The organism is Rhodococcus sp. NPDC058639, assembly GCF_042717545.1.
In the GTDB taxonomy this organism is placed as follows: Bacteria; Actinomycetota; Actinomycetes; order Mycobacteriales; family Mycobacteriaceae; genus Rhodococcus.
In genome coordinates this window covers 230,451-248,888 of sequence record NZ_JBHXRF010000005.1, presented here as the reverse complement: position 1 = coordinate 248,888, position 18,438 = coordinate 230,451, and the positions used below count along the sequence as shown (strand labels likewise).

General features: G+C 65.3%; 17 protein-coding genes and 1 tRNA gene. 13 read left to right on the top strand and 5 right to left on the bottom strand.

What is annotated here, in order from left to right:
- Positions 1-31: 31 nt before the first annotated feature.
- Entirely contained in the window at positions 32-1,045 is a 1,014-nt protein-coding gene (locus tag ACFWU2_RS11910) for a zinc-dependent alcohol dehydrogenase (RefSeq protein ID WP_378605775.1), read from the top strand.
- A 201-nt stretch (positions 1,046-1,246) separates the two neighbouring features.
- Here ACFWU2_RS11910 and ACFWU2_RS11905 read toward each other — a convergent pair whose 3' ends face one another.
- The 3 genes from ACFWU2_RS11905 to ACFWU2_RS11895 form a co-directional block, all read right to left on the bottom strand.
- Entirely contained in the window at positions 1,247-2,827 is a 1,581-nt protein-coding gene (locus tag ACFWU2_RS11905; protein ID WP_378605772.1) for a DUF262 domain-containing protein, read from the bottom strand.
- A gap of 206 nt (positions 2,828-3,033) precedes the next feature.
- Positions 3,034-3,107: transfer RNA gene (locus tag ACFWU2_RS11900), tRNA-Gly, on the bottom strand.
- An 82-nt stretch (positions 3,108-3,189) separates the two neighbouring features.
- Positions 3,190-4,011 (bottom strand): oxygenase MpaB family protein, encoded by an 822-nt coding sequence (locus ACFWU2_RS11895; protein WP_378605769.1) that lies wholly within the window; start codon positions 4,009-4,011, stop codon positions 3,190-3,192.
- Between the two features lie 83 nt (positions 4,012-4,094).
- Here ACFWU2_RS11895 and ACFWU2_RS11890 point away from each other — a divergent pair, with 83 nt between their 5' ends.
- From ACFWU2_RS11890 to ACFWU2_RS11835, 12 genes are all read left to right on the top strand, one after another.
- Entirely contained in the window at positions 4,095-4,730 is a 636-nt protein-coding gene (locus tag ACFWU2_RS11890; protein WP_378605766.1) for a TetR/AcrR family transcriptional regulator, read from the top strand.
- Between the two features lie 45 nt (positions 4,731-4,775).
- The gene (gene dcd / locus ACFWU2_RS11885) at positions 4,776-5,366 is read left to right on the top strand and encodes a dCTP deaminase (RefSeq protein WP_169618873.1); all 591 of its coding nucleotides are present in this window, start codon (positions 4,776-4,778) and stop codon (positions 5,364-5,366) included.
- A gap of 172 nt (positions 5,367-5,538) precedes the next feature.
- A complete protein-coding gene (locus ACFWU2_RS11880) occupies positions 5,539-6,684 on the top strand; it encodes a glycosyltransferase family 4 protein (protein ID WP_378605763.1) in 1,146 nt (381 codons plus the stop codon).
- Entirely contained in the window at positions 6,681-7,772 is a 1,092-nt protein-coding gene (locus tag ACFWU2_RS11875) for a glycosyltransferase family 4 protein (protein WP_378605760.1), read from the top strand. Before ACFWU2_RS11880 ends, ACFWU2_RS11875 begins: the two co-directional genes overlap by 4 nt.
- A gap of 116 nt (positions 7,773-7,888) precedes the next feature.
- Positions 7,889-8,050, top strand: coding sequence for a hypothetical protein (locus ACFWU2_RS11870; RefSeq protein ID WP_378605757.1), 162 nt, complete (start codon positions 7,889-7,891; stop codon positions 8,048-8,050).
- 388 nt (positions 8,051-8,438) lie between these two features.
- Positions 8,439-8,909 (top strand): hypothetical protein, encoded by a 471-nt coding sequence (locus ACFWU2_RS11865; protein WP_378605754.1) that lies wholly within the window; start codon positions 8,439-8,441, stop codon positions 8,907-8,909.
- A 127-nt stretch (positions 8,910-9,036) separates the two neighbouring features.
- Positions 9,037-9,810, top strand: a complete 774-nt coding sequence (locus ACFWU2_RS11860; RefSeq protein ID WP_378605751.1) for an N-acetyltransferase — start codon at positions 9,037-9,039, stop codon at positions 9,808-9,810.
- Positions 9,811-9,907: 97 nt separating this feature from the next.
- Positions 9,908-11,572 (top strand): hypothetical protein, encoded by a 1,665-nt coding sequence (locus ACFWU2_RS11855; RefSeq protein ID WP_378605748.1) that lies wholly within the window; start codon positions 9,908-9,910, stop codon positions 11,570-11,572.
- Between the two features lie 345 nt (positions 11,573-11,917).
- On the top strand, positions 11,918-12,571 hold the full coding sequence (locus ACFWU2_RS11850; protein ID WP_378605745.1) for a phosphate uptake regulator PhoU: 654 nt from the start codon (positions 11,918-11,920) through the stop codon (positions 12,569-12,571).
- 74 nt (positions 12,572-12,645) lie between these two features.
- Positions 12,646-13,110: a DinB family protein gene (locus ACFWU2_RS11845; protein ID WP_378605742.1), complete on the top strand. Its 465-nt coding sequence runs from the start codon at positions 12,646-12,648 to the stop codon at positions 13,108-13,110.
- Positions 13,107-14,324: a MalY/PatB family protein gene (locus ACFWU2_RS11840; protein WP_378605739.1), complete on the top strand. Its 1,218-nt coding sequence runs from the start codon at positions 13,107-13,109 to the stop codon at positions 14,322-14,324. Before ACFWU2_RS11845 ends, ACFWU2_RS11840 begins: the two co-directional genes overlap by 4 nt.
- Before the next feature lie 212 nt (positions 14,325-14,536).
- Complete coding sequence (locus ACFWU2_RS11835; protein ID WP_378605736.1) at positions 14,537-15,619, top strand: GNAT family N-acetyltransferase; 1,083 nt, start codon at positions 14,537-14,539, stop codon at positions 15,617-15,619.
- On the opposite strand, the gene ACFWU2_RS11830 is transcribed toward ACFWU2_RS11835, so the two are convergent.
- Both ACFWU2_RS11830 and ACFWU2_RS11825 read right to left on the bottom strand, forming a co-directional pair.
- On the bottom strand, positions 15,620-16,690 hold the full coding sequence (locus tag ACFWU2_RS11830) for a cellulase family glycosylhydrolase (RefSeq protein ID WP_378605733.1): 1,071 nt from the start codon (positions 16,688-16,690) through the stop codon (positions 15,620-15,622).
- 47 nt (positions 16,691-16,737) lie between these two features.
- Positions 16,738-18,429 (bottom strand): oligosaccharide flippase family protein, encoded by a 1,692-nt coding sequence (locus ACFWU2_RS11825; RefSeq protein WP_378605730.1) that lies wholly within the window; start codon positions 18,427-18,429, stop codon positions 16,738-16,740.
- Positions 18,430-18,438 lie beyond the last annotated feature (9 nt).

The window sequence follows — 18,438 nt, the reverse complement described above, 5'->3', positions numbered from 1 at the left end:
GTGCGGGCCCGCCCACAACAGGAGAATCACGATGAAAGCAGCAGTCGTCACCGACTTCACAGCACCACTCGAGATCCAAGACCTGCCCGTGCCCGACCCCGGTCCCACCGACGTGCTGGTGAAGATGGAGGTCAGCGGTCTCTGCCACACCGATATCCACGCCGCACACGGTGATTGGCCGGTCAAGCCGTCGCCGCCGTTCGTGCCGGGTCACGAGGGCATCGGTCGTATCGAGGCGGTCGGGTCGGAGGTGACCGATCGCGCGGTGGGGGACCGGGTTGCCATCGCTTGGCTGGGATATGCGTGCGGCGCCTGCCGATACTGCATCTCGGGCTGGGAGACGCTCTGCGAGAACCAGCGTAATTCCGGGTACTCCGTCAACGGCAGTTTTGGTGAGTACGCCGTTCTCCCTTCTGCATTCGCAACGCCTGTTCCCGAAGGCGTTTCCTCGGTGGACGCCGGTCCGCTGACGTGCGCCGGTGTGACGACCTACAAAGCGGTGCAGGTGGCGCAGGTGCGTCCCGCGCAGACCGTCGCGGTCTTCGGCATCGGCGGACTCGGGCATCTGGCAGTGCAGTACGCCCGAATCGCCGGTGGCTTCGTGATCGCTGTGGACGTCTCCGACGACAAGCTCGAGATGGCGCGGCGTCTCGGCGCAGACCACGTTGTGAACGCCAAGGCCGAGGACCCGGTGGAGGCGATCGCCCGACTCGGTGGAGCGGATGTTGCTCTTGCGCTGGTGGCCTCGGCCGCGTCCTTCCAGCAGGCATACGCCTCGCTGCGTCGTGGCGGGCGCCTCGTCTGCGTCGCGTTGCCGGCCGGTGATGCGTCACTGCCGGTACCGATCTTCGACACGGTGCTCGGCGGAAAGTCCGTCATCGGTTCGATTGTGGGCACGCGCAACGACCTGGCCGACGTCTTCGCGCTGCACGCTGCCGGGCGCACTCAGGTCATCTCCGAAACGCGTCCCCTGGAATCGGTGAACGAGTCGATCAGCGATGTGCTGAGCGGAACCGTGCCCGCACGTGTGGTGTTCGAGTTCTGATCCATCTTCGGGGCACTCCGAGTCGGCGACGACTGAATCCGGGAGCGAAAAGGACGAAGAGATCCAGGGGGCTAGAGATGTCGGGGCCTGGAGGTCTCCGAAAGTGCACCCAATTTGCCGTGGCTGCCCTGAACACCGCGCCGGCGGTGCAGTTACGGTTAGTCGTCTCCCGTTAGTCATGGACGCAGACCTAGATCGGATCTACTCCATAAGCTTGAGCGCGTCACCCACAAGCAAGTTGGCGCGAGATTCGATAAACAGGTCGAAGTCGTCGTTAAAGAGCGTCTTCGGGATCAGCTGTGAACTCAAGATGTCATCGACCTTGTCACCCATGAGGTTCTTGTAGTTCGAGGGCGCCTTATCTGAAATCTCTCGATTCTCCGAACGATTCAGGAACGCAAAATTTGCAATAGCTCCTACCTTGTTTTTGGGATCTTTGCGAGACTTTGCAATAAACGCCTTCGGGAAGCAGTGGTGGTATTCGCGACGATTAGGCTCCGCGAGTACATCCTCAAGCTGGATTGTGCCGCCTCCGATGAAGGATCTGGGCGAGTGTGATGCCAACTGGAGGATGAACGTCTTGGTAGCGACGGTTCGGTTATTGAAAGAGTTTTGGGTGTAGAATTCCGGACTAATTTCGTTGGGGATGTCATCTAGGTCAGAAGGCCTGCCCTCGCGCAAGGCGATCGCCTTGCGGACATCTTGTTTGATTCTGATCGATGGGTTTCCGCTGTAGCGGTGCGTGAATGCTGTTCGCCAGAACCATCGTAAGAGAATGGCCTTGTGGTCTCGGCTGACTCCGGTCGACTGGTTCCTTGAGAAGTATGCACAAAGCGGGATCAAGAGTCCCGGAAAGGGAAGGAATTTGAGGTGGCGCACTTGAAGCTCAGTCCGAAGGAAATCGACCGTGCGTTCGAGGGACTTCACGATGACTTCGAACTTGTCGCGCACTTCGGCGCCATTTATGTCGATAAGGGCGGTCGGAGAGGGATCTTCGCGGAGGACAGTAGAAGCGCACCTGAGCATCAAATCATTGTCGGTGCCGATTTCATCAAATCCAAATGCTTCGAAACGTTCCGAAAGGTCAGCGAACTTCTGCTGCAGGTCAAAATCCTCGCTCCAAGTCCAGGCAGTAAGGAGTTGGAAGGTGTCGAGTTGGACGCCTAGCCGATTCACCCGTTCGAAGACGATTGCGACGCTGGTCCTGTCCTCTTCCGTGAAAGTCTCGACTGGGATTAGAGTTCCGGCGAACTTGGACTGCACGACGACAATTTCACGCAGTCGATCATTGGTGAGACCGTGTTCGCGTTGCTTGTTGGCAAATTCCACAGGATCGAAAAAAGCTGAGAGCGGAAAGTGGCGAGAAGGGTCAACATTCTCATGTGACAGTGCCTGGAACTGTGAATCCTGAGCGTCCGACTTGGCTTCGAAGTCGTAATAGATCGGCAGCCACACCTCAGGATCTTCGGGCTCACTTGTTAGTGTTGTCTGAAAGGTTGAGAAAATTGAGGTGATCCGCTGCTGGCCGTCTAGCACGTAATCGATTGGGTAATCCACCTCCGGCTCGGGAAGTTGGAAACTGCCCAGGTTCTTCTCGGTCTTTAGTTGGGTCCGAGTTCGCCAGAGAAGGATGGATCCGAATGGGTAGCCTTTGTAGATGCTGTCCATCAGTAGTGCAGCCCTATTCGGTTCCCATACGAAGGCACGCTGAAATCCGGGCACTCGTATCTCGCCGCGAAGAACCCGATCGATCAGCCTTGTGATCTGCATTGGCTCGCTCACTCCCAGAGACTCCAATCTCGCTGTTCGTGAGACTCTGTCATACGGAGTCAACGGTGGCCAGGTTCGGTGTGCTTGTTGGGTGCGGTGACTGGTCGCTTAGGACGCCAAGGTACGCATCGTCGCGAGGTCTGCCCGCCGCGTAATCGCGGTGTCTTTGGAATGAGCAAATGCGCTCCGTGGATGGGAACGCCCTTCTGCTTCGATGCTGGAGCCGATGACGGGAATCGAACCCGCGTATTCAGCTTGGGAAGCTGATGTTCTACCATTGAACTACATCGGCACGCTGGGCTTTTGCCGGTTTCACCGGCTCCGCTCGAGCTAGGAGCAAACTTTAGCAGACTCCCCGATCGGTCGCTGCACCCCTACACGAGGGTCTGTCCCTTCCGGATCCGCCGGCGCATATCGGCGAGAAGGACGCGGTACGGCAGTTCGCGCAGCGCCACCGGCAGTCGCTTGTTCACCGCGCCGAGCGCCTTCATGAGCCGGTCGAAGCGCCGTTGATCACGGGGCGTCCACGCCATGAGCATCTCGTCACGGAACCGCTGCGGCAGGTAGCCCGCGGTGAAGAACAGGTTCAGCCGTCCGAACAGGAACGGGATCGGCTGCGGCAGGAATTCGATCCGCGCGATCGACAGCAGGTGCTCCCGCACGACGGGATCGATGCGGACGTTCTCGAGACCCTCCTTCCAGTACTGCTCGAAGGCGTCGCGGTCCTTGGGCCACTTCGACGGGGGGACCTGCAGCGTGGTCCCGAAGGCGGCGCCGCGCTGGTAGAAGTAGTCGACGGCGTCCTCGGGGATCGGCCCGTAGAGGGAACGGTGGACATCTTCGAATCCGCGGTAGATGCACGCGGCGACCCACAGTTGCAGTTCGTGGTCGAAGGCGTTGTATTGCACGGGGCTGGCGGCGGTCGACCGGACCTGTGCGTGGGCCTTGTTCACGCCGTCGCGGAAGAGTCGTTTCTCGTCGTCGGTGCCTCGTGCCGCGACCGCAAGGTAGGTGAGGGTGGTGCGCGTGCGCTTGATGGGGTGGTCGAACAACCGCCCGGATTCGACGCGGCTTTCGAAGACGCCGTAACCCACCTGGGGCCAGGAGAGTTGCATGATGATGTTCGCTGCCCCCGCGGCGAGCCCGAGGCCGTCCATGGTGTCGTCCAGACCTGCGGGTTTCTCGAGGATCGTCATCGTGCTCCTTGTCGGCCGGTTCAACTGAACACGAATGTACTCAGATATGCGCGTGGCGTAAAGAGGTCTGAGAAGATAGGCGCATGGCAACAGGACGGCTCTACGGCGGACGCGCGGGTGAGGAACGGCAGGCCGATCGCAGGGCTCAGCTCATCGAAGCCGGGCTCGACATCCTCGGTGGCGCCGACGGCGAGCCCGCTCTGTCGGTCCGCGGCGTCTGCAAGCGCGCAGCCTTGGCATCGCGGTACTTCTACGAGAATTTCGCGGACCGCGACGAGCTCACCGGCGCCGTGTACGACTACGCGGTGCAACGGATCGCGGAAAGCACCCTTGCGGCGGTCGTCGGTGCGCAGCCCGGCGACGACCGCACGATCGTCCGCGCCTGCGTCGAGAACATCGTCCGCGAGATCGGCGACGACCCGCGGCTCGGGCGGATGCTGTTCTCCGTGAGCCAAGGAAATCCCCAGCTCGCGAAGCGCCGCCTGGATTCGACGCGAATGTTCGCCGGACTCGTCACTGCCCAGGCCGAGAACATCTACTCGATCACTCACACACCCCGCCTCGACCTGGCCGCGCACTACGTCGTCGGTGGGCTCGCGCAGGCGATGACCGCGTGGCTCGACGGCACGGTTCCGCTGGACGCAGACGAAGTGGTCGAGCAATGCACCGAACTGCTGCTCACGATGTCTGCCCAACTGCGACAGGACGCGGAGAGCTGACGACGTGTTCATCGCCGAACTTCGGTGGTTGTTAACCTTTACCCCGTGCTCCTCTCCGATCGTGACATCCGCGCCCAGGTCGCATCCGGGCATCTCGGTATCGACCCCTACGATCCGGAGCTCGTGCAGCCGTCGAGCGTGGACGTCAAACTCGACAGCTTGTTCCGCGTCTTCAACAACACCCGCTACACCCACATCGACCCCGCCAAGCAGCAGGACGAGCTGACGACGCTCGTGCAGGTGCCGCAGGGAGAGTCGTTCGTGCTGCACCCCGGCGAGTTCGTGCTCGGGTCCACCATGGAACGCTGCACCCTGCCCGACGACCTCGCGGGCCGCCTCGAGGGCAAATCGTCACTCGGACGTCTCGGGTTGCTCACCCACTCCACGGCCGGTTTCATCGACCCCGGATTCGACGGTCACATCACCCTCGAACTGTCGAACGTCGCCAACCTGCCGATCACGCTCTGGCCCGGGATGAAGATCGGCCAGCTGTGCCTCTTCCGTTTGACGAGCCCCGCCGAGAATCCCTACGGCAGCGCAAAGGTCGGATCCAAGTATCAGGGGCAGCGTGGCCCGACGCCGTCGAAGGCGTATCTGAACTTCGTTCACGAACATCCCGACGCCCGTCCCAGCTGACCGCGGCGCAGAATCACCACGCCGGCGCTTCCCTATGGACGACAGAAATGCGATCCGCGAGGTGGGCTCCGCGGTCGTCTGTCGCTGCACCATGTCACGGCTGTAACGGGCAACCTCCCGATTTCGATGGCTCGATCGGGAGGGAACGGACGAAACGGAAGGTCGTGAGTGCGTGGGAGCACCGCTGAAAGCGCTGTTCGTAAACGAGAACATCGGTGGCCATGCAACTGTGCATCACTCCCTGCGCCGTGCGTTCGCCGAGCGCGACGATATCGAGGTCGAATTCCTCGACGCGGGCGGGCCGGGTCTGCTCGGCCGGATCATGCGCGCGCCGATTCCCGGCCTCGGACGGCTCGATCTCGACCTGCAGGCGTTGCGGGGACAACTCGTGCATTCGCGCGGACTGCGCCGGCGGCTACGAGAACGCCTCGCGGACGGCGAATTCGATGTACTGCACGTCTACACACAAAACTGCATGCTCGGCTCTGCCGACGTGGTGCGTGGACTCCCCACGGTGGTCACGACCGACAGCACGAACGAACTCAATGCCTACCTCCTGCCCTACCGCGCAGCGACGCGGTTCACCCGTCTCGCCGTTCGGGCGGCGGTGCGCTTCGAGCAACCCGTGCTCGACGCAGCGCTGACCGTTGTCGCGAACGGCCGTCGCACCGCGGCGTCGCTCACCGGGGCGACGTACGGCCTGTCGGACGACAAGGTGACGACGATGGCCCCGGGAATCTGGTCGCCGTTTCTCACAGGGGAGAGAGCGCTCCCCGATCGCACGGGGCGAGCGCGACCGACCATCGTCTTCATCGGCACCAGCATGGAACGTAAGGGTGGCAACAGCGTGCTGCGCCTGCACCAGAAGTACCTCGCCGACACGTGCGATCTGGTGCTCGTCACCAAGGATGCTGTGCCGGCCGGTCGCGCCGTGACCGTGATCGACGATCTCACCAGCGGTGACGACCGGTTGTGGGACATCCTCGCCGCCGCCGACCTCATGTGTTTCCCGTCGGGAATGGATCAGGCCCCCAACGTGATTCTCGAGGCGGGTGCTGCGGGGCTGCCCGTGATCGCATCGACGGTGGGGTCGATTCCGGAGATGGTCGTCGACGGCGAAACCGGTCTGCTCGTCGACCACGACGACGAGGACGCGCTCCTCGCGGCCCTGCGTCTGCTGCTGGCCGATGGAATCCGCCGTCGTGAGATGGGCGCTTCGGCCCATGCGCGCATCGCCGAGCACTTCGATATCCGGACCACGGCCCGCCGCCTGACCGAACTCTTGTACGAGGCACACGGTTCGGTCGCTGCCCGGTGACCGACCCGCTGCTTTTCGTCGCACACACCGGGCAGCGATCGGGCGCGGAGAAGGTCATGCTCGCGCTGGTCGACCACGCGCTAAGCGAAGGACGACGCGTGATCGTCGCATGTCCCGACGGGCCTCTCGCAGACGCTCTGCCCGGCGAGGTGTCACGTCTGGTGGTGCCGCCGCTCGGGATGCAGGGACAGGAAGGTGTCCGTCGCCTGCTCGGCCTGGCATCTCTTCCCGTGCGGTGGGCGAGGGCCGCAGCCCGGATCCGCCGTGCGAAATCGTCGGAAAATCCTCGAATCGTGTGTAATTCGTTGTTCGCGCTGCCGGCGGTCTCCCTGGCCGTCGCCGGAACCCGGCGCGCCGGACGCGTGGCCTGGCTCGTGCACGACACCCTGTCGTCACGACGTCAGATCCTCGTCGCCCGACTCGGCCGACCCGGCGTGGGCACCGCTGTCGCCGTGTCGTGTGCGACGGCAGGACCCGTCCGGGCACTGGGATTTCACACGGTCGTCGCTCGTAACGGTGTGCCCGTCGGTGAGCGTCTTCGCTACCCGGCGGGGTCAGGCGCATCGCGCGTGGGCATCCTCGCCTCGGTCACCGAGTGGAAGGGGCACCGGATTCTTCTGGAAGCGGTCTCACGCATTCCTGATGTCTGCCTGGATATCGCGGGAATGCCGTTTCCCGGCGACGAGGCATTCCTCGACGAGTTGCGTACCCGTGCTGCGATGCCCGATCTGTGTGGACGCGTCTCCTTCCTCGGCCATGTCGCTCCGGCGCAGGTGCTCGACACGTGGGACGTCCTGGTCTCGGCGAGCACGTCACCGGAAGCAGGGCCTCTCGGAGTGCTGGAGGCCATGGCGCACGGCGTGCCGGTCGTCGGTACCGATCACGGCGGCACGGCGGAATACCTCGCAGACGGCGCCGGTGTGCTGGTGCCGCCCGGTGATCCGGACGCTCTCGCGCAGGCGCTGGCTCGGCTCCTCGACGACCCGGTAGCGCGGCGTGACATGTCCGATATCGCCCGGCGACGGGTCCTGTCACTGCACGATATCGACCGAACGTTGCCGGAAATGGCGTCCGCTTTGTGGGCATGAGTGTGCGTCGACGCTCCGAGCGGGGAAACTCGCGCGCGGGAGTGCGCTTGCGCAGCGTGTCCTAAACGATGCAATTTCGTTGTTCGTACGGTTTTCTTCTCCCGCACACTGTTCACATGTGGATCTGGGTCATCGCCGCCCTCGCGGCATGGACGGCACTTGCGGCAGTGACCGCGGTGTTCGTGGCCCGGATCCTCGCTGTCGCGGATTTCGAGGAACAGTGGGCCGAATTGTTGCGCGACGAGCGAGACGCCGGCCATCCACCGCTGGTGCCGTGACACCCTGTTCCTGTCCTTTCCGGTGTACTCGCGAGTAGCAATCGCATCGGGTTAAAGTCTCCTCCGTCGTCCTCACATCCCCCTGCGAGGACGACTGCGCAGGCCGGTAACCCCCATCGCCGGTCTACGCAGAAGCCCCGGCCGACTCCACCAGACGGCGCCGGGGCTTCATCTATTCTTGCCGACATTTCCGGCATACCGAACGGTGAAACGAGTTCTGCCAGAACTGTTGTCACGACAGCATCGGGTCTGCTGCCGCGACAGCACGGCGCGGGCACGGTACCGTTTTCGATGTACGTGGCCGATGTGACCGTCCGGGAGAGGCGGGTCCGAGGCAGTAGCCGTTTTCGGCCCCCGGAATCGAACCACCAAAGGGGAGAAACTTCCGATGAACTCTGTCGTAAAAAGGGCTGCCGTTGCGGCAGCGGGAATCACCGCGTTGGGCCTGTCCATTCCCGGTACCGCGTCCGCTGCGGGCCCGAGCGTCTCGGCCGGAGCGGAATCCGGTGCGATCGTTGTGGACTTCGATCTGAGCGCAGCAGAGGTCGACCGCGGGGTCAGTTGCGTGACCTACGTACTCGAACCCGGAAACATCGACACCGCCGAGCCATCCGGCCGTATAGACAATCAGCCTGCCGGATCCAGTTTTTCGGTGCGAAACACCAGTACGTCCAGCGGTGTGTATGTCAAGGAGGGCGCACCCGATTTCAAGGCGGCGCGGGCAGTCACCGACGGCACGTACAAGGTGTTCTGGGGCTGCCAGGATGCGTCGGGCGCCCGATGGGAAAACATCTACGCGGCAGACGGACGGCCGTTCACCGGCGGAATCACGGTGACGGTCGGCGACAATCCTTCCTGACATCCCACCTTCTTGCCCATCGGCGGCACCCTTCAGGGGTGTCGCCGATGCGCTTGCGGGGTAGTGGACAATACCTTCATCTCGTACCGGTCGAACTCGGATGCGCCGAGAAGCAGGAGGATCACGAGTGACACCCGGCTCCATCGCAGGTACCACCGTGACGCTCGACGTCCTGCGCCGCGCCTACGGACGCAGTATGCGGCCGCTCACCTCTGCGGGGTCGTACCTGGACGGTGACGGATGGTGGGCCGGGATCACCGGAGCGCCGGATCCCGACTACAACCTCGCGCTCGTCCACAACGGCGACGTCACCGCGCACGCGCAGCATGTGTACGACGTCGTGACCGCAAGCCGCTGCCCGGCGATCGTGTTGCTGGCCGGACGCGGCCTCGCCGCCGCACAGGTTCTCGCCGACCGCGGTTGGGTGTGTGCGGGCGCTCTCGACCTGACGGTGTTCGTTCCGGTCCTCGCGCCCGAAGACGACGCGTTGCGGGTCCTGGGGCGTGAGGACATGTCCGACGCGCGCGACCTCGCTGCGGGTGCGTTCGGGGTGTCGCCCGGGACCGCGGCGATTGCGTACGCCGACACCGTTCCGGGAGAACCCGGCCTGACGGCGACAGGCATCTTCGACAACGCTCGCTTACAGTCCTGCACACTGATTTCCGACGGCGGCGAGATCGAAACCGTGTGGTCGCTGGGAACGAGGAAGGGACGGCAGCGCCGCGGATATGCGCGGCGTTTGGTGGATGCGGCGGCGGCCCGCACGTACGCTCTACGTGGTCCGGTGCCGATGTGCGGTCTCACCAGCCCGCAGGTGACCCCCCTCTATGTCTCGGCTGGTGCGCAAGTGGTCGAGAACTGGCAGATGTGGTCGCGCCCTCGCTGGCTCCTCGGTCTGTAGCCGCGCGCTCCGCAGTGAGGTAACGTTCGGCCGGATTTTCGCGACCTAAAAGCGACATTTCCCCCCCATACGGCAGTTCCGCGAAAGGGTCCGCGACGTGCTTGAAGGAAACATCCGTGACGCCGAGTTGCGCCGTGAACTCGGCGTCCCTCCGGCCGTCGATCTCCTCGGGCACGCTCGTGAACTGGCGCGCGTCGCGCTTCCGGCGGCCGTCGCAGCGGCGGTCGTGGCACTCGCGGTGTTCTTCGTCCGCGACAGTGGGCCGGGCGTCTACGAGTCGACGGTCGTGGTGGAGATTCGCAGCAGCGCCGCGGTGTCGGGTTCCGATGCGTCGCTCGGGCAGCTGATCGCTCCCTACGTCGCGCTGTCCGAGGATTCCCGCGTGGTCGCCGCCATCGCGGCGGAGGTCGGTGAGGATCCGGCTGCGTTGTCCGGCAACATCTGGGTGGACTACGGAACGTCGCCGACACTGCTCACGGTGACGGCACGTGATGGGTCCCAGGAGGAAGCGGACCGGCTCGCGCAGGTGGTCGTTGCTGCGCTCGACCAGACCCAGAGCACCCGGAACCGCACCGCACTCGAATCGCGCATCGCGGATCTCGACGGAATCGTGGCGGGCCTCCGCGCCGAGCTGGCGGCCGGTGCCGACGACAGCGTGGACGGCAGCCCGGACCCGGTGTTGCAGGCCGAACTCGATTCCCGCCTCGACCAGCTCCGTGCAGTGCGCTCCGGTGCCGGTGCCGAACACCTCCAAGTGCTGGCCGCGCCCGCCGGAAGCGGAACGAAGGTCTCCCCGAAACCGAAGGCAGAGGCTGCGGTCGCGTTTCTTCTCACGCTGATCGTGGTCGCGGAGCTGCTGGTCGTCCTCAACGGCCGGTTCGGCAGGACCGTCACGCCGGCATGGGCGCGGCGGACTTCCCGCCGGTATCGCACGGCCCTGCAGGTCGACACCTCCGGCTCTCCTCGCCTGCCGCTCGACACGGTGGTGATGCTGCACCGGCGCGCGTCGCTCGGCGAAGCGATTCTCGTTCTCGACGGTGCCGGGGTGGAGGTCGAGCCGGACGTCTTCGGCGACGCCGCCGCCGAGCGCATCATCCGGTGCGGCTTGACCGAGCAATGGTGGAAGCAACTGGGTCAGGAGAAGGTCGGGCTTGCACTGATCGTCGTCACGACGGGTAGCGAAGACCGAGCCACTGTGGAGAACAGTCTGCGTGCGCTGGCCGAGATCGAGGTGCCCACCCGGCTCGTCGTCTTGTCCGCCGACAAGCCGCCGGCACCCGAGAAGGACGAGCCGGTGGCCGCTCCCACGGCGCCCGAGCAGGGCAGTGTCCCGCTCCCCCCGAAACCTCAACCGAAACCTCAACCGCGCTCGCAAGCGCCCGTGGACCCGCGGCGCCGGCCCCCCGTGCCAACGTCAATGCCAGTGCCAGTGCCAGTGCCAGTGCCCGCCCGTGACCCGTCGTCCGGACCCGTTCCGTTCATCGATCCGGCACCGCCGACCCGGCCCATCGCGGCGCTCTCGAAGTCGCTTTTCGAGCCCCAGGAAAACGGCTCTCATCCCCGCTATCGGAGCGGCGAAGAGCAGCTCGACGTGCCGCAGGGGGGCCCGCCGCCGGCGGAGGACGCCTATGCGCCCGTGAGCGAGTCGGTCAACCGCGAGTACGCCAAGGAGATCGTCCGGAACCGAGATGACCAGGGACCCCGGACGCCGTCGAGCGACTCGGCTCCCGCACCGGACTCCACTCCCCGAGCTTCGGAGTAGGCAGAGTTGTATCCTCGCGTTCTCGCTATATAGTGATGGCGGTCACTTCGGGGGTGTGGGTGGCCTGCGTGCCGAGCATGTCGGCAACTACCGAGAAGGACTGCCTTGACTACCCGCATCGCCGGTACACCGCATCAGCACGTCGCGACACCGGGAAGTACAGAATGGATCAAAGCCCACCTTGCGCGCATGGACGATCTCTCACCTGCCGACACCCGGAGCGGCACCGAACGCAAAGAAGTGGATCATCAGCCTGTGTAGAACGTGGGGGGACGGGCATTCCACCCTTGGTGGCACCTGCCGCCGCGGGTCGGAACCTCCGCACGCTACCGAGAGGAGTGCTGCATGAGGGAAGTGTTCACGGGCGAACTGAACGAGCTGCTCGAACGGCTCGGGGAACTCGGCGCCGTGGCCGCGGAGGGCCTCTCGTCGGCGACCGAGGCGCTGTTCCGGGGTGACCTGCTGGCGGCGCAGAACACACTCGACCTCGACGTCCGTATCGACGAGCTGACCACGGACTGCGCTCATCGGGCCATGAAGATCCTCGCCTTGCAGGGGCCGGTCGCCGCCGATCTCCGACTCGTCTTCTCGGCAGTCAGGATCAGCGGCGATCTGAGCCGGATGGGGCAACTCACGCTCCATATCGCGCGGGTTGCACGACGCCGTTTCCCGGACCTGCTCGTGCGAGGTGCCCTGCACGACGACCTCGCCGTGACGGCCGACCTCGCAGCGCGGATCGCAGCCGTGCTGCGCGACGCCTTCACCCACCTCGACCTCGAGGCGATTCAGAGTGTCCGTACGCTCCAGCGCGAGTTGGATGTGGTGCACTCGCGGATCCTCGCCACCGTCGAAGGCAAGGACTGGGACGGTGACGTTCCGACGGCCGTCGACACCGTGCTCGTCGCGCGCTTCTACGGGCGGTTCGGAGATCAGGCCGCCGACGTGGCCGATCGGCTCATCTTCTTCGTCACCGGCGAAAGACCCGCGGAAGTCGCCTGAGTTCGCCGCGCGGAATCCACGGAACCGTGCCATTCTCAGCTCACTCGAACATGAGGATGAACGGCGGTAGGGCGATGAAAACCGACGAGTACCTCTACTTCGTCGATCGTGCTTTCGACGGGATGCTGTCCGCGTCGACCAAGCTCGGCGACGCCGGCGCGAACACGGCACCGCCGTTGCCCGGTGCCAACTCGGTGTGGGCGATCACCTATCACTGCTGCGCGCTCGTCGAATTCTGGGTGGGCCACATCGTCCTCGGCCGGGAGAGCAACCGCGACCGCGAGTCGGAGTTCGGCGCGTCGGGCACCGTCGCAGAGTTGACGCGGATGGTCGCCGAGCAGCGCAACCGGCTGGCCGAGGATCTCGCTGCGGTGGACCCGGCCGCCCGACTGGCGCATGCTGTACCGGAGAAGTACCGGGGTGACGTGGTGTCGGTCGACGGGGTCCTGCTCCACGTCCTCGAAGAGCTTGCGCAGCATCACGGTCAGATCGAGATCACGTGCGATCTGCTGCTCTCCGCATCCGAGGAGGCTCGATGAGCAGGATTTCTTTCCCAGGATTCGACGACCTGGACATCGCCGAGTTGTCGGCGCGCGCGGGGGCGAAGTGGGCTCGCGCTGTCGACGAAGGGCTGTTGCCCGCATGGGTTGCCGACATGGACTTTCCTGTCGCACCTGTCATCCGCAGCGCGCTACACGAACAGATCGAGACCGACCTCGGCTACCCGAATTGGGTGCACGGCACCCCGCTGCGTGAAGAATTCGCGGCACGGATGCGCGACCGATACGGATGGGAACCGGACCCGGGCTCGGTCCGCGAACAAACGGATTTGATCCAGGCCCTGCAACTGATCCTCCACTTGAGCACGCGGCGCGGTGACTCGGTCGTCGTCCAGACCCCGAACTATCCGCCGTTTCTCGCGTCCATTCGCCGGATGGGCCTGCAACAACTCGATTTCCCGTTCGTCGATCGGGGCGACGGCTGGGTGCTGGACATGGAGGCCTTCGAGCAGCGGGTCGCGCGGCACCGCCCCCGCGTGCTGGTGCTCGTCAACCCGCACAATCCCACCGGCCGTGTTCACACACGCGCCGAGCTCGAGCAGATCGCAGACATCGCCGAACGATTCGACCTGCTGGTGGTCAGCGACGAAATCCACGCCGAACTGGTCTACGAACCCCATGTGCACATTCCGTTCGCGTCGCTCGGCCCGGACGCGGCGAAACGCACCGTCACGATCACATCTGCGGGAAAGTCCTTCAACCTCGCCGGGTTACGGTGCGCGGTCGTGCACTACGGATCGGAACGGCTACTGAGACGGCGTGATGCCGAGCCGTTCGACCTGTACGGCGCGGTGTCCGTGCCCGGAGTGATCGCCACCCTCGCCGCGTGGCGGCACGGTGACGCATGGCAGCGCGACCTCATGCAGGTCCTGGAACGGAATCGCCGGCATGTCGACGCCGTGCTTCGAGAAAGGATTCCCGCTGCACGGCACCACCTTCCGGAGGGAACGTATCTCACCTGGATCGACGCCGGTCCGCTCGGATTCGACGATCCGGTCGAACGGGTGCGGGAGCGCGGCGGGATCCTCGTCGAGGGAGGGTTGCGGTTCGGTAGCGGATGCCGCAACTACGTGCGCATCAACTTCGCGACATCGGCCGAGCTTCTCGACATGATCCTCGAGGGCGTCACCTCGGCGCTCGGCAGCGGAGCCGACGTACCCGCGGCACCGTTTGCGGTGCCCCGAGCCCGGTAGACGCGCCGGCTCCGGCCGAGAGCAGGGAGGTAGCTCGGGTGCGGACGCCGTAACGGTGCGCCGTCCGCCTACGATCGTTCTCGGGGGGCGCGATACCGCGTGTTCCTCGCGGCCCGGCGTCGCGCACTTTCCGGAGAAGGAGCTGAGTACATGCGAGGCCGGCACACGGAGCACCGGCGGTCCGAGGCGGAGCGCGGACGCCGCCCCGGACAATGACCTTCGACATCGTCGAGGGCAGTGCGGTCGATGCCCTCGTTCCGGAATGGTCCGACCTCGCGCGTCACGTGGGCACACGTGTCGCAGCGCGACCGTCGTACGCGCTGAACTGGCACCGGAACCTCGGACGGGGGCAACTCGCAGTGGGTACGGCACGCCGCGGGGGCCGGCTCGTAGCGGTGGCTCCGCTCCACCGACGCAATCGACTCGGCGTACAGACCCTCCGTTTTCCGGGGCACGGGCTCGGCACGATCGGCACGTTCGCCGCGACCGACGGTGATGCTCTCGCCGAGTTGGCGGACGGTATCGCCGCAACCGGGATGTCGCTGCAACTCACCCACGTCGACGTAGCGGATCCCCTGGTGGAGGTGCTGCGCGCGTCGCCGCTGTGGAACGTCGGCGTCGAGGTGGACGATCGATGCCTCACCATCGATCTGCCGCGCGGCGCCGGTGCGACGACGCTGCGCGGCAGTCGCACGCTCAAGACACTGCGTCGCGCGGAACGAGCACTCCAGGGCGCCGGTACACCCGCACGAGTCGAGGTGATCCGCGATCCGGAACACCTCGAGCGACGCTGGCACGACATCGTCGCCGTCGCAGCGGCAGCCGACGAGCACACCGACCGCGACAACTTCTGTGGACCACCGTTCGCGGCGTTCACCAAACCTCTGCTCGAAGCCGAAGCGCGCGCGGGAACTCTGCTCGTGGTGGGCTTGGTCGTCGGAACGCGTTGGTGCGCACACGAAATCATGTTCCGTACCGGCGACGTGGCGGAGATGTGGATGTCCCGCTTCCATCCCGACATGCGCCGGTACCAACCCGGTCAGCTGTTGCAGCGATGGCTCGCCGACCACCACGACGACCTCGGCCTCTCCCGATTCGATTTCATGCTGGGCACCTCGGAATTCAAATCGCGTTGGGCGAACGGCGAATACCGGGTCGGAACCGTCGTTGCCACACCCGTCCGCCGCCGCCACGCCCGATGGATGCTCGAGCTCGCCGAACGCGGCAGCGACTGGGTGCGGCCGGTGCGCCGCGCCGCACGTGACGCGCTCCGGCCCGCAGGTGAACCCGTCTGATCAGATGCATCCGGGTGTCGTTGCCGCCGTCCGCATCACGTGCCAGGCGGGTTTCGGTGCAAGGGCATGGTCGATGACACCGAAGTTTTGTTCGCGATCAGATTCGTCGGTGCCGCGATCGACGAGGCTGTACACGAACAGCTTGTCCACGAAACCGAGCCGCCGCTGCTCGGTAATGCCGTCGCGCAGTATCTCTGCCTGCCGCTCGGCATCCACCGCATCGGTACCGGTTCCGGTAGGGGATCCGAATTCCGTTGCCCATATCGGCTTTCCGTCGTCACCGTGCCCGATCATGATGTCGTGCATGTCGCGCATCCGGTAGAAGGAGTTCCAACTCTTGGTCGAGGCGTCGGAGGGCAGGGCGGGATAGCTGTACGGATGCATGCCCACCACATCGAAGCTTTCCGCCACGCCGAGTTCGTAGAGTTCCGAGAGGAAGGTCGTCGGAGCGATATCCGTCCCGTTGTCCGTCGCCGGGGACAATCCACCGCTCACGATCACCGCGCTGGGCACCGCCGCACGGATACGACTCGAGGCGGACTCCAGTAGGGCCGCATACGCCACCGGGTCCGGCTGCGGCCCGAAGAAGACCGCGAGGTTCGGCTCGTTCCAGATCTCCCAGTGGGAGATCCGGTCCCGGTACCGCTGCGCGACATCCGCACCGAACCGCCCGAACTCGTCCGGATCGGCCGGCCGGCCGTGCGTATCGTCCGCGTCTCCGCCGCGTGCCCACTCCGGGGTATGGGTGAGCAATCCGAGGATCTGCAGTCCGTGCGCCCGCGCCGCATCGACGACCCGGTCGGTTCCGGACCAGTCGAATTCCCCCTGGCGCGGCTCGAGAATCGACCAGTCGAAGTCGAACCGGACCCACGCCGCACCACTGTCGGCCGCGGCGCCGAAGTACCGGCCGAGATCCGCATCGCCGAGAGTGTCGAGCCCCGAACCCGTGGCCACGCCGAGGCTGTCGGCCGACAGATCGGTGCGGCACCCGGCGGGCTCGGTGCTTCCGCACGCGACGGTACCGAGCACGACCAGCACCGCCACCGCGCTCAGCAGGCGTCTCCGTAGCACCGTTCTCCGTATCACTGTTTCTCCGTACTGCTGTGCCCGGCGCTGACTCACCGCGACTTCACGAGCCCGACGAGACCCAGCCCACCGGTGATGGGAAGGAAATGAACACCTGCGAACACACACAGGGGAGCAACGACGGCGGTGATCGGCCACGGCACGTCGAACTGCTCGGCGAGCAGCGACGCCCATACGGTCACTGCTACGCCCAGCATGGCGATGGCCGACGCCTGGGCGAAGGGGAACAGCCGCCCGACGGCAACCGTCCGGGCGACCACGACCCAGATCGCCACCACCATCACCGCCTCGGTGAGAACCGTCGCGAGGGCCGCGCCCTCGAACGACATGCGGGGGATCAGCACCAGGTTCATGGCGACGTTCGCGGCGAGCGCGGCGAGCGCAACCCAGGGGTAGACGCGGTGCCGGCCGGTCGCGATGAGAACCATCAGACCCAGTTCGGTGAGCATCGACAGTGCGCTGCCGGCCACGAGCATTCGGGACGCATCGGCACCTTCGGCAAATCGCTCTCCGTAGAGCAGTGCAAGCACACCGTCCGCGGTCGGCCAGAATGCGGCGGTCGCCGCCGCGCCGAGGACTGCGAGCAACATCGCCGCTTCTCGCGTCCGCTGCCGGAACTGCTCGCTCTGCGCCGGCCACGTTGCGACGAGGAGCGTGGTGACAGGCCCGACGACCGTGGAGGCGACCATCGACAACAGGTCGGCGAATTTGTACCCCACCGTGTAGAGGCCGACGGAGTCGAAGGTGTCCATCCGGCCGAGCATCAGCACGTCGACTTTCGACAGGACGGTGAGCAGCGCGAAACCGATCGTCAGCGGCACCGCCTCGATCAGCATTTCGCGCCAGCGCCACAACTGGGCACGCGCGGCCGGTAGCGGTCCGGCTTTGCCGGCGCGGACGCCACGTATCTTGAGTGCCGCAGCGACAACTTCGTTGATCACCGCGGGTGCGACGACCACCAGCAGGACCGGGTGCCACAGGACGGCCGCGATGGTGCAGACCAATTGCGCGACCTGGCCGAGCGTTTCGGCTGCGGCCACCGACGCCATGCGCAGACGGCTCTGGTACATCACCGACAATGCGTTGCTGGGAGTCGCCACCACCACGACCAGCCCTGCCACGACCGTCGCCCACACCACGTCCGGCGAATAGCCCAGCAGCACCACGTATCCGACTGCGAGGGCGTAGCCGAGGATGCCGAGCACCCCGCGCAGCGCAATGAACGCCGTCGTGACGTACGAGACCTCCCACGGATTGCATTCGACGAGTTTGGCGAGCACGACGCGGCCCACGCCCAGATCCGTCACCACCGACAGCACTCCGAGCAAACCGAACACGAACGAGAACTTGCCGAAGTCGTCGGGGGCGAGCACCCGTGCCAGGATCATCGATCCGGCCCAGCCCATCGACGCGATGGCCAGACGGCTCGCGAGCATCGCCACGGTATTGCGACGCGCTGTGCGTCCGTCCAGTTGCGGCTGTCGCGGTTCGTGCAGGGTGCCGTCGCGGTCCTCGTGGACCTTGGCGACAATCCGTTCCATCAGGACGGTTTCGGCGACGAGGTCGATGTGCAGTTGCCCCGTGTTGGTCATCGAGGGATGCGCGTAGCCCGACAGCGACGGGGAATCCCAGATTTTCGCGTGGCGACCCGAGGGAGCGAGGTCGGGGGGAATGTCGATGCTCTCGTCGTCGTCCACGTCGTCCGGGCGTGAATGCCTACCCACCGGGCGTCA